Here is a 12,218-nt window from a genome sequence, read left to right on the forward strand (position 1 = left end):
CTCTAGCTAAATCGTGATAAGCGATAAGGAGTTAATCGAGGATTCGCTTTTTCGTCAATGAGTTCTTGTGCAACTAATTCACATAATAAAGGTGACAATGTCACGGCGGCGTGCATAGTAACAAGATATAGTCCCTGATAAGGAGATACTTCTCCAATAATTGGCATTTCATCTTTAGGCATGGGCCTTTCACCCACAATAACCTTTTTAATCGTTAGTTTACCTGTTTGCGTAAAATTATCATAAAAAGTCGCTTGTGCATGGGATGCAATGTGCTCAGGGTGATGTTCATCACTATTATCTATGTAATCTTCAGCCGCAATAATCTCATTTTGAGCAAAGGGACGTAACTCCATTTCTGGCGTTGAGATAATACAAGGCAAAAATGCGTTTTTTGCATCAGATGTTAACTTAAGTAAAATACTCGGTGATGCAGATAAAGGTAAATCAATATCTTTCTCTGCCAGCAGTGCCAAAGAACCCACACCTGCCGTTAAAATAACATGATCAGCCTGTATTTTTTCTTTTGTTGTTTCTACGCCAATAATGCGATGTTTATCTTGTAACAAACGTGTAACTTCGGTATTAGCATAATATTTCACGCCCATCTCTTGAGCTTGTTGTAATAACACGTTAATAGCGTGAAGGGGATCTACTGCACCTTCATCGCTCGCAAATGCAGCTAATTCTGGTGGTTGTGATAATTGAGGAACTTTATGAATAAGTTGTGCTTTATTTAATGTTTGAACATTAAAACCTGCTTGATGGTGTAATTGAATAAATTGTGCAGTTTCTTCATCAGAAGACATCCAACTTATTGCGCCAGACCAATCAATATTCAATTTTCCTTGTGTCTGTTTGTCCAGTATTCGCCAAGAATGAATCGCTTCAGAACGTAATTGTTGATAAGCATCAGGCCGTCCATAAGAGACATTTAACCAAGCAAAAGAAGCCTTGGTAGCACCGAGCCCAGCATCAGCTTTATCTAATAAGATAATCTGCATATTACTCATTTTCGCAAGATACCAAGCTTGCATTACTCCTACAATACCCGCACCAATAATAATAATTTTCTTTTGCGGTTGTCGAAATAACGATGAGGTATTTATGTCCATTTTATCCTCTTTAACAGCAATATACGGTAAGGCTGTTTTTTATACTAAAAGTAAAAAACAACATAGAATAATAGTTTTAATAAAAATAATCTTCTTTATCCTCTCACTTTTCGTGCTAATCAATAAAAATAACATTTAACAAAATTTGTTATTTTTCATGGAGATATTGAATGTTTTTATTCTGGCTTTCAAAATAATATTTAGAGTGAGATCACAAATAGAATAATAAACCATAACACAAAACAAACAATGGGACATTACATCTAAAGATCACTTAAATTCCAGTTTATAAGTTTGGTTTGAGAGGTAAATATGGTTTTTTTTACCGTTAATTTTTTAATTTCAGCATCGTACTATAACGCACACTCAAACCAGACTTTTAATCTAAAAACAATAAATAAAAAAGATTTACAAACTGCTTTTAATTAATAAAAGTAGAATAATTAACTTATTTTTATGCCATATGAAGATTATTGTTTTATAAAAATATTATTATGGATATGATAGCTCATATATTCAGCATGTTATTTTTTTAAAAAAGGCGTCGTATGTTAGAAAGTATCGGTATTTCAAATATTTGGACATACCTTTTAGGCGTTATTTTTATTACCTTAATTCCAGGTCCAAACTCGATTTTCGTCCTTACTTCCAGTGCGAAGCATGGGGTAAAAGGGGGGTATAAAGCCGCTCTTGGTGTTTTTACGGGTGATGCATTATTAATCTTTTTGGCATTTTTGGGGGTTGCTTCATTAGTCAAGACTTCACCCGTTTTCTTTATTGTTATTAAATATGCAGGTGCTCTTTATTTAACCTATTTAGGGTTGAAAACATTATACGCTACGTTTCAAAAGAAAAAAGAAACAGCGGAACAAGCATTAGAAGTGACCGAAAAAGCAAAGGAAGGCCTTTATGTTAAAGCACTGTTTTTAAGTATGCTTAACCCAAAGATGATCATTTTTTATGTCTCTTTCTTTATTCAGTTTATCGATCCTAAATATGAAAATGCAGGTATTCCATTTTTCGTATTAGGCGCAATTTTAGAGACATGCAGTATGCTGTATTTATCTATTCTTATTTTTGGTGGTGTGGCTATTACGAATAAAGTAAAACACAACAAGCGTTTAGCCTCATTATCAAATAGTTGTATTGGTGCAGTATTCTTACTTTTTGGTGCCAAACTTGCTTTAACAGCTTAGATTTAATTTTAAATATAAAAGCCACTTCACATCACTGTGTAGTGGCTTTTTTCTTGCCAAAATAATATTTTTATTATTTTATGACAACTTCTAATATAACGTGATAAGTATCTGTTTTAATAAATTTATTTATCTTCAAATCTGCTTGATCTAATAATCTTTCAAATTCATCGACTGTTCTTTCACCTGATTCAGGGAATCCACTCATACAAATCACATCCATATATTTCGCTGTGTCGGGTATATTTTTCTTAAAGATAACAGGTTCTATAATAAGAACTTTAGAATCTGGTTTCATTGCTTTTCTAAAGTTTTTAAAGAAAGTCACTGCACTTTGATCATCCCAATCATGAATAATGTATTTAATTAAATAAATATCTGATTCAGGGAAATCACCAAAAAGATCGCCTTCAATTAATTTCCATCGACTATCATCACCTAGTTCGACTAATCGAGTTCTTTCTAATACATGTTTGCGATCAAATAGCTGTCCTTTTAGCGTTGGATTGGTTTTTAATACTTCTAATAATAAGCCTCCTAAACCGCCAGCAATATCGGTAACGACTGTATTTTTAGGAAAGTCGTAATGTTTTACAATAAAGTGATTTTCTATTTTTGACAGTGAGTTCATTCCTACTTGAAAATCATGATCTTCACGAACATTATCTTTCCAATACTCATAGAAGGACATACCATAGAGGTTCTCAAAAGCAGGATTCCCCTTAAGAGATTCAACAACCTCCCCAACGGGTCTCCAAAATGTTTCATTGGTTAACATTAATATAGAGTCACGCAATGTATATTCATGATCACTTAGTAAAAAGTGTCCCGCAGGCGCAAGTGAATAATTTAAACCATCTGATTCATAAAAAATATTTTCAGATGCGAGGATCCTTAATATTCTATTTAATGCTAATGGTAATGTATTTGTTTCTTTAGCTAATTCATTTACATTTTTAGGACCCTCTTTAAGTAAGTCAGCCACTTTTAATAATGAGGCAGCTCTTAATGCGGCAGGAATAGTAAAAAGCATTGTTTTTTTCATTAAATCAATAGCAGCAGCTTTATTCTTGAAATTAACAGTATTATTTTCCATATTAAATCCTATTTTATTATTATTTAAATATTTATTTTGTTATTTTATTTATTATTTTAAATGGTGATATTATCATCTAAATTATTTTTCAAAATAAACATTATTAATTTATGGCAATAAATAATGTAATAGTTTATATAAACTATATTTACATTGATTTATAATTTAATAGTTAATGAGATTATTACATAATGTTTTTATAAAAAAATCAGCAAGACATTAAACCTATTACCGCGTTAATTTCACGCTATACTCTTTAAAATACTTTTTAGTTTAGTGAATTTATGTACTTTCAATATGATAAAAATAAATAAAAAAGAGAGAATACATGATAATATAATCAGCAAGTTATCAATATATTCAAGAGCAATATAATGTCATCTAATCCTACAGAAATCACTTTTTTTGAGCGCTTAATACCTTCAATTCTCGAAGAAAAAAAAGTCATTACCATTCGAGATGAAAATGAAAGTCATTATAAACCGGGCAGTGTGGTTGAATTATTTGCCAATGAGCACCGCACTTACTATGGAAAATTAAAAATTATCGCTGTATCGCCCTTAAAGTATGACGAGATTAATGAGTATCATGCACAACAAGAAGGTATGACACTTCCCGTATTAAAGGCATTAATTAAAGATATTTATCCAACAACGCAATCTTTATATCTTATTGAATATCAGTTGGTAAAATAAGAATAAATAAAAAAGGATCACACTGTGATCCTTTTTACTTAAACAAAATCTTATCTGTTTTAAATCAACTTAAGTGATTGTTTTAGATTGTTAATTTCTAATTTCCATTGAGCCTGCAAAGCAGGTTTTTGATGGTTAGTTTTACGTGCTAAATCAGCCTTTAACTTCTCTTCTAATTCGATTAGCTTAAACAGTTTTTCATCATCGTCATGATGTGAAACTAATGGGGCTGATGAAATATTCTGTAAATCAGATTTTTCATCCATTATCTGCGAGTTTGGTATTTCTTCTTTTGAAATAAGCTGATAAATAGTTTCAATATCATAATGTTCTGTTAAAACACCATTATGAATATACCAAAAACGATTACAGCTACTTTCGATCAATTCTCTATCATGGCTAACTAATAAAACACCACCAGGGAATTGACTAATTTGTTCAGACAATGCTTTTTTGCCGTCCATATCTATATGGTTAGTGGGTTCATCCAGCATTAACAATGAATATTTAGCCAAACTAAGACCCACAAATAGCAAACGAGCACGTTCACCACCACTTAACGTGCTTACTTTTTGCCCATGACGTATATAAACAAAGCCAGCACTAATCAGTGCCATTTTTCGTTGTTCATCCGTTAATAGGGCAAAGGGTTTTAATGCATCAGAAAGTGAATTACTATCAATTAATTGAGCAATTTTTTGATCGTAATATCCCAGTTCAACGCGAGGATGTAACCTTATTTCACTTTGTTTATTTGTTTCAACCGAGCTAAGTGACCAAATCATTTTTAATAATGATGACTTTCCTGTTCCATTAGCGCCAATTATTGCCACCCGATCACCACTTTTAATACGCTGAGTCTCGACTGTATATAAAACAGGGGCATTTTCTGCTGGAATAACAGACAGTTGATTGAGTTCACAAAGTCTATCAGCACGCAATGTTGTGCCAGAAAATTGCAATCTCCATTGATTTCCAGCGGTAATCTCGGTTTGTTCATCTTTTAAGCGAACAATATGTTTTTCCATCTGTTTTGCTTTACGAGATAAACTTTCATTGTCATAAACATGACCCCATGCTGCGAGTTGCTTCGCACTTTGGGCTATTCTATCAATCTCTTTTTGTTGTGCATCACGACGATGTTGTGCACTCATATCTTGCTCTTCTTGTGCAACTCTAGCTTGAGAGCAGGGTAAGCGAAAGATAGATAACGCTTTATCACGAATGATCCACGTACAATTTGTCACATTGTCTAATAACGTATTATCATGTGACACGAGAATAAAACTACCACGCCATTGTTTAAGAAACGTTTCTAACCATAAAATAGTTGGTAAATCGAGGTGATTACTCGGTTCATCTAATAACAATAAATCTGGTTCAATAATTAACGCTCTTGCTAATAATAAGCGAGTATGTTGACCTCCACTTAATTGCGAAACAAGCAAGTCTTTTTCGTGTAGCTTAAACCCCATTTCACTTAGCAATAATTCAGCTCGCCAACCTTCAGATAATCTTGAACCTGCAGGAAGTTTATGAAGAACCGCATTCATTAATGTCATTGACGATAACTCAGCGGGTAGATGCTGTTCTATATAAGCCATCACTGTTTGGTTAGCAATGGAAATAACACCTTCACTTGGTGCTAGTTGATGTGATAAAAGTTTTAATAATGTACTTTTACCGCAACCGTTATAACCAATTAAACCAATTTTCTCGCCTTTAATGAGTGCTAAAGAAATATCGTTTAATAATAAACCGTGGTTATTATGGAAAGACAGATTTTGTGTAGATAATAATGTGCTCATAGCTTACTCGTTCTTTAGGCGTAAAAACACCTTGGGTAATATCAAGCGATAACCCTGTAAGCTGAGGAGAGGTAATTGTTAACGTCGCTCAGGCAGGTTAACGCAGTAAAGTACTGTGAAAGCCTGAGCAGTGGCGATTACCAAAGAAGTGTGAGTATTCAATAAGATCACACAACAGCATAATTAGCCTCCTTTTTTTAAGTCAAAATATTAATCGGTAGCGTGATTCTATCAGTATAGCTTTCTCTCTTGCAATCTCAGCGATAAGTAAACCGTGGCTTTTCGTGTGAAAACCCGCTATTTAAGCGGGCTTAAGATGATAAAGTAGAGATGAGTAAAAATACTTATTTTCTTATTGGGGTATTATTGAGCAGTAATGGATAAATATTTTCGCATTTTAAGAGCAACGAATAAAATACCTATTGCAATGGCAATACCAACAATATTGGTGTTTTGCCAACCGATTAAATAAAAAGCAATTCCCCCAGTGATACTGCCTAATCCTCCTAGAAGGAAAATTAAGAAATCATTTGTACCTTGTACTTTTGCGCGTTCATGAGATAAATAAGTTTTAGACAATAAATTTGTGGAGCTAATTAAATTAAAATTCCATGAGATACCGATTAAAATAAAACTAATAAGATAATGATAAAAACTGTTACCTTGTAAATTAATACTTAATGCAATGATTAATAATAGTATCGCAGTGAAAAAGAAGATTTTAATTCCAAACCGATGTATAAGTTGCCCCGTAATAAAAGAGGGTGCAAACATACCTAAAATATGACATTGGAACACAAAAGCAATTGTGGCAAATTCAAAACCATTTTGTTTCATAGAAAGCGGAATGGCACCAACCATGTACACGACAATCCCATAGCCCAATGCGCTAACAATAGTCACTAAAAACAATAATGGCTGGCTATATAATTGATGATAACTTCTTGGTTTTTCCTCAAATGAGGTTTTTGTTTTTACACTCTTTTTCAGTGGGATTTTTAACAGTAATCCAAAAGCTAATATATAAATAACACTTAGTGCCATAAATGGCCCAATAAACGGATAATCTGTAAAAAATTGTCGTGTTGCAACGGCTAAAGTGGGTCCGATAATAGCAGCGACGATACCGCCACTCATGACTAAACCAATAGCTTTTGCATGCATATTGGTAGGTGTTTCTTCAAGTGCAGCAAAACGATATTGTTGTGCTGTACCAATGGCAATTCCTGTAAAATAAGTACCAAAAGAAAACAGCACTAAATTATGATAATAGATACCTGCAATAGATAATAATGCTCCAATTAGTCCACCTATATTACCAATAATAAAACCTGCTTTACGTGAGTATTTCAGCATAAAGTGAGCCATTGGAATAGTGGCTGAAATTATTCCAATATATTGGCTTAATAAAGGAACCGTTGAATAAATTGGATCTTTGGCCAATTGTTCACCAACAAGAACAGCAACAGAAAGCACTAATGCATTTCCTGTTGTGAAAAGAGCTAAAGAAAATGCCAACCACCATACTGATTTAGGCATAGAGATCTCCACTGATGCGATAACTAGATTAAAGAGATACGCATCTTACAACTTGAAGTTAACTTTAAGTCAATAGAGAAATAAAAATTATCTAGCTAATTGATATTCTGATGAATTACGAAGAAAGTGAGATGGTTGTTATTTTTTACTCGTTCTTTTTTTCAGGCTTAAGGCTAAGATCTTTTGGAAATGACTGCATTGAAAGTGATTCTCTTCGGGACATACTTGAATATGTTCTAATCCTTTTTTAAGACGTTTAAGTTCATTGATTTTATTATCAATCTCTTCAATTTTTAGATAAACAATATTTCTATCTATTGTCGGTATTCTTTGGTTGGCGCTAAGTTGTGCTATTTCATCTAGAGAAAACTGCGCTTCTTGCGCTAAAGTAATTAAAGCTAGGCGAGTTAGAATATCTCGGTGATAGACACGCTTAAGCCCTTTACGCCCGATCGAATTAATAAGTCCTTTTTTTTCATAATAACGAATCGCTGAAGAGGCGATACCCGTTGCTTTTACAACCTCGGTAATATCCATTTCAATCGGTTGCTTTACATCAGTCATGCTCTCTACCTTTACCTAATAGAATTGTTATCGTTATTGAGGCGTTATATCGTTAAAGAGTGATGTTTTAGCACTCTAAATCATAGAATTTCATCATTTTATCGTAATTTTTCACAGATAAGAACTATCACCCTACATTGGGGGTTTTTATCATGATATATTGCTACCTATTCGCTATAGCTGTCCTATAAAAGGTTAGAAAATGAGTAAATTAAGAGTCGCTATTATTTTTGGTGGTAAATCCACAGAACATCAAGTTTCATTACAATCAGCAAAAAATATTATTAATGAATTAGATCGAACGAAATTCGACCTTTGCTTAATCGGTATTAATGAACAAGGTCAGTGGCATGAATACTCAGAATCTGACTACCTACTCAATAGCGATAATCCTAAAACCATCTCATTAAGCAAACCTTTAAGAGCAGTTGCTATTATTCCGGGTAGTATAAAAAATCAATTTATTTCTCTTGAAGATGGTCAAGCACTGCCTCAAATTGATGTTGTATTCCCAATTGTCCATGGTGCATATGGTGAAGATGGTACATTGCAAGGCTTATTACACATGATTGATATGCCTTATGTTGGCCCAAATATCATGAGTTCAGCGGCTTGTATGGATAAAGATATTACTAAACGCCTTCTTGATGGCGCAGGATTAGCTGTTGCTCCGTTTATTACCATTATGGCGCACCAAATTAATGATATTCCTTATAATGAAATGGTTCGTCAATTAGGGCTTCCTTTATTTATTAAACCTGCAAACCTAGGTTCTTCTGTAGGAATTAGCAAAGTTAATAATGAAGAAGAGTTTAATGCGGCATTAGCAATGGCCTTTGAATACGACCTTAAAGTAATTGTTGAAAGTGCGATTGTAGGTCGTGAAATAGAATGCGCAGTTTTAGGAAATGAGGCTCCCGAAGTGAGTCCTTGTGGTGAAATCGTATTAAATGATGCGTTCTATGCCTATAACACAAAATATATTGATGATGATGGTGCTAAAGTCGTTGTTCCTGCAGAAATGAATGAAGACACTAGCTTACATATTCGCCAAGTGGCATTAAAAGCGTATCGTGTTCTTAATTGCTTAGGTATGGCTCGTGTTGATGTATTTTTAACACAAGATAACCGTGTTGTGATTAATGAAATAAATACACTACCTGGTTTTACCAATATCAGCATGTATCCAAAATTATGGCAAAGTGCAGGTTTAGGCTATCAATCATTAATTACTAAATTAATTGAGTTGGCACTCGATCACCATAAAAAGACGGCCATTTTAAAAACAAAGTGTGAGCTTTAATTAATATATAAAAAGTGAGGGCCTGATGAAAATTACACACCTTGACCATCTGGTATTAACTGTTGCTGATATTCAGATAACCTGTGATTTTTATCACCGTGTATTAGGCTTTAACGTGATTACGTTTAAAGAAGGGCGCAAAGCTCTCACTTTTGGTTTTCAAAAAATAAATCTTCATCAAGTGGGAAAAGAGTTTCTTCCCAAAGCGGCAAAACCAACCGCAGGTTCAGCTGATTTGTGTTTTCTAACACAAACGCCGTTATCAGAGATTATTGAGCATTTAAATCAACAGGGTATAAAAATAGAAGAAGGGCCTGTTCCTAGAACGGGAGCAACTGGTGCTATTATGTCTGTTTATTTGCGTGATCCTGATAATAATTTGCTCGAAGTTGCCAATTTAATTGAAGAGTAAAACACGCTAAATATGGTTATATGGTTATTTAGCGTGTTCTTTAGCTTTAAATGTTTGATTTTAATTAGGCATATTTTCTTGAGCCAGCAACACAAAAAATAACACCAATCGTGACAAGCAACATCAGTAAATTAACAGATTCATGAAGTAATACTGCGGCGAGTGCTAGTCCAAAGAATGGCTGCAATAACTGAAGTTGTCCCACAGCAGCAATCCCCCCTTGTGATAATCCTTTGTACCAAAATATAAAACCAATCAACATACTAAAAATTGAAACATAACCTAAACCAACCCACGCTGATGTGCTAATTATCGTTAATTGTTCAGGCATAAGAATAAAACTAAGAATAAGCATCGGCGGCAATGACACGATTAATGCCCAACAAATTACCTGCCATCCTCCTAAGGCTTTAGTTAATGTTGCACCTTCTGCATAACCTAAACCGCAAACAATTACGGATGCTATCATTAATAGATCTGCGCTGATCGACGATGCGCCTCCTTGAGAAAGCGCATATCCCATAACGAATAAGCTACCTAGAATAGAGAATAACCAAAAAATAGGACGCGGTTTTTCACCACCCCGTATTACTGCAAAAATGGCAGTAGATAATGGCAATAGGGCAAGAAACACTAGAGAGTGTGCTGATGTTATTTCTTGCAATGCAATGGCCGTTAATAGAGGAAAGCCCACGACAACACCTAATGATACAATGGTTAACGATATCCATTGTTTAAATGTGGGTAATTTCTCTTTATATAACAGCAACATTAATAGTGATAATAGGCCCGCAATACTTGCTCTTGCTGCGGTTAAAAATAAAGGCTCAAAGCCTAATACAGCGGCTTTTGTGGCAGGTAACGAACCACTAAAAATTAACATACCAATAAACCCATTTATCCAGCCATTATTTCGCTCTTTTTGTTGCACTTGTTGCATACGATATTCCATATTTAGTATGGTTAATTTTTATTTAAAACAACTAATTACATTTTTACTATAGCAACAAAAATATGAAATTTTATTGGTATAAAAAATGTGTATCGACGATGTAACTTGCTGAACTTCATCTTATGGAACACAATCATGACAATCAAATAATTGTCATGGATACAATTTCTATGGTTCAGCCTCGTTATAAATCTTTAGTGGATAAATTGGCGCATGAAATACGGATAGGAAAACTATTGCCTGGCATGCGGTTGCCAACACACCGACGTTTAGCCACAGAGCATAAAATGTCATTAGCAACAGCAAGTCGTGTTTATGCTGAGCTAGAAAATATGGGTTTAATTATCGGTGAAACAGGAAGAGGAACCTTTGTTCGTGAATTCTCATTACCAAGTAATTATGGAATAGAAAACCCTGCCGCCTCGGATATGTTAGATCTTAACTTTAATTACCCATCATTGCCTATTCAGGCTGAATTATTACGATCAGAGTTAAAAAGATTATCAACCTCAGGTGAAATTGAATCTTTGCTACGCTATCAGCCTCATGGTGGTAAATTGTATGATAAAGTGATTATCGGCCAATACCTAAAAAATAAACAGATAAGCGTTAATCCTGAAAATATTATTATTACCAATGGAGCACAACAAGGCATTGCTATTACACTTCTTGGTTTATTAAAACCAGGAGACGTTGTTGCTAGTGATGCGCTAAGTTATCCTGGTTTTAAATTAGCTGCTCTTGCTCATCATTTGGAAATATTGCCTATTCCTATTACACCATTAGGAACAGACTTAGACAAACTGGAAGAATTATGTAAAAAAAGGGCAATACGTGCATTTTATTGTATTCCCACACTGCATAATCCAATGGGATGGGTATTAACATTAAAACAACGACAGCAGTTAATTGCTTTGGCAAGAAAGTATTCTTTTTTTATCATTGAAGATGCTACTTATGCCTTCTTAGCTCAAAATACACCGCCACCTATTATCACGTTAGCTCCAGATATTACTTTCTATATTTCTGGCTTTTCTAAAAATGTTGCTTCAGGGCTAAGAGTTGGTTTTATTGTTGCACCCACAGATACTATTTCTGCTCTAGAACGAGCTATTAGAGTGACTACTTGGAATACGCCAGCATTAATGACATCGATTGTCTGCCAATGGATAAAAGAAGGTGTCGTTGAGAAATTAGAGTGTTTATTACGTAAAGATGCAAAAAAGAGACAAAAAATAGTCAGCGAGGTATTTGAAGGAATAACCTCAATTCGTCATCCCATGTCTTATTTTTTATGGATACCTCTGCCTGAAGAGGTTAGGGCAGATAAAATTGTGACGTCATTACATCAATTGCAAATATCTGTTGCAACCGCTGAACCGTATGCAACAACACCTTATATTCCCCACGCTATTCGTATTGCATTAGCATCGATTGAAATTGATTTACTACGTGATGCCTTAATAAAAATAAGAAACGTCATTGAATATCATATTGATTTATAATTATCGACATTCGAACACCTAAACCACTATTTC

11 protein-coding genes are annotated in these 12,218 nt (G+C 34.1%); 5 read left to right on the plus strand and 6 right to left on the minus strand.

Going from position 1 to position 12,218, the window contains the following annotated elements; translation table 11 throughout:
* Positions 1-2: 2 nt before the first annotated feature.
* Positions 3-1,115, minus strand: coding sequence for an NAD(P)/FAD-dependent oxidoreductase (locus INT39_RS00940; RefSeq protein ID WP_193015332.1), 1,113 nt, complete (start codon positions 1,113-1,115; stop codon positions 3-5).
* A 548-nt stretch (positions 1,116-1,663) separates the two neighbouring features.
* Between INT39_RS00940 and leuE the strand changes: the two genes are divergently transcribed.
* A complete protein-coding gene (gene leuE, locus INT39_RS00945) occupies positions 1,664-2,311 on the plus strand; it encodes a leucine efflux protein LeuE (protein WP_193015333.1) in 648 nt (215 codons plus the stop codon).
* A 73-nt stretch (positions 2,312-2,384) separates the two neighbouring features.
* Here the strand turns inward: leuE and INT39_RS00950 are convergent, their stop codons facing one another.
* Positions 2,385-3,407 (minus strand): methyltransferase, encoded by a 1,023-nt coding sequence (locus INT39_RS00950; RefSeq protein ID WP_226894003.1) that lies wholly within the window; start codon positions 3,405-3,407, stop codon positions 2,385-2,387.
* A gap of 374 nt (positions 3,408-3,781) precedes the next feature.
* Between INT39_RS00950 and yqfB the strand changes: the two genes are divergently transcribed.
* A complete protein-coding gene (yqfB, locus tag INT39_RS00955; protein WP_193015334.1) occupies positions 3,782-4,102 on the plus strand; it encodes a N(4)-acetylcytidine aminohydrolase in 321 nt (106 codons plus the stop codon).
* 59 nt (positions 4,103-4,161) lie between these two features.
* On the opposite strand, the gene INT39_RS00960 is transcribed toward yqfB, so the two are convergent.
* The 3 genes from INT39_RS00960 to INT39_RS00970 form a co-directional block, all read right to left on the minus strand.
* Positions 4,162-5,910 (minus strand): ABC-F family ATP-binding cassette domain-containing protein, encoded by a 1,749-nt coding sequence (locus tag INT39_RS00960; RefSeq protein ID WP_193015335.1) that lies wholly within the window; start codon positions 5,908-5,910, stop codon positions 4,162-4,164.
* A 363-nt stretch (positions 5,911-6,273) separates the two neighbouring features.
* Positions 6,274-7,449 (minus strand): MFS transporter, encoded by a 1,176-nt coding sequence (locus INT39_RS00965; RefSeq protein WP_193015336.1) that lies wholly within the window; start codon positions 7,447-7,449, stop codon positions 6,274-6,276.
* Between the two features lie 138 nt (positions 7,450-7,587).
* A complete protein-coding gene (locus INT39_RS00970) occupies positions 7,588-8,013 on the minus strand; it encodes a MerR family transcriptional regulator (RefSeq protein ID WP_193015337.1) in 426 nt (141 codons plus the stop codon).
* Between the two features lie 202 nt (positions 8,014-8,215).
* Between INT39_RS00970 and ddlA the strand changes: the two genes are divergently transcribed.
* Together ddlA and INT39_RS00980 are read left to right on the plus strand one after the other, a co-directional pair.
* Positions 8,216-9,316: a D-alanine--D-alanine ligase gene (gene ddlA, locus INT39_RS00975; protein ID WP_193015338.1), complete on the plus strand. Its 1,101-nt coding sequence runs from the start codon at positions 8,216-8,218 to the stop codon at positions 9,314-9,316.
* A gap of 25 nt (positions 9,317-9,341) precedes the next feature.
* Positions 9,342-9,728 (plus strand): VOC family protein, encoded by a 387-nt coding sequence (locus tag INT39_RS00980; protein WP_193015339.1) that lies wholly within the window; start codon positions 9,342-9,344, stop codon positions 9,726-9,728.
* 64 nt (positions 9,729-9,792) lie between these two features.
* On the opposite strand, the gene INT39_RS00985 is transcribed toward INT39_RS00980, so the two are convergent.
* Positions 9,793-10,668 (minus strand): DMT family transporter, encoded by an 876-nt coding sequence (locus INT39_RS00985; protein ID WP_226894004.1) that lies wholly within the window; start codon positions 10,666-10,668, stop codon positions 9,793-9,795.
* Between the two features lie 182 nt (positions 10,669-10,850).
* Here INT39_RS00985 and INT39_RS00990 point away from each other — a divergent pair, with 182 nt between their 5' ends.
* The gene (locus INT39_RS00990) at positions 10,851-12,185 is read left to right on the plus strand and encodes a PLP-dependent aminotransferase family protein (RefSeq protein WP_193015466.1); all 1,335 of its coding nucleotides are present in this window, start codon (positions 10,851-10,853) and stop codon (positions 12,183-12,185) included.
* Positions 12,186-12,218 lie beyond the last annotated feature (33 nt).

The sequence above is a fragment of the Pseudomonas sp. FME51 genome, assembly GCF_014897305.1.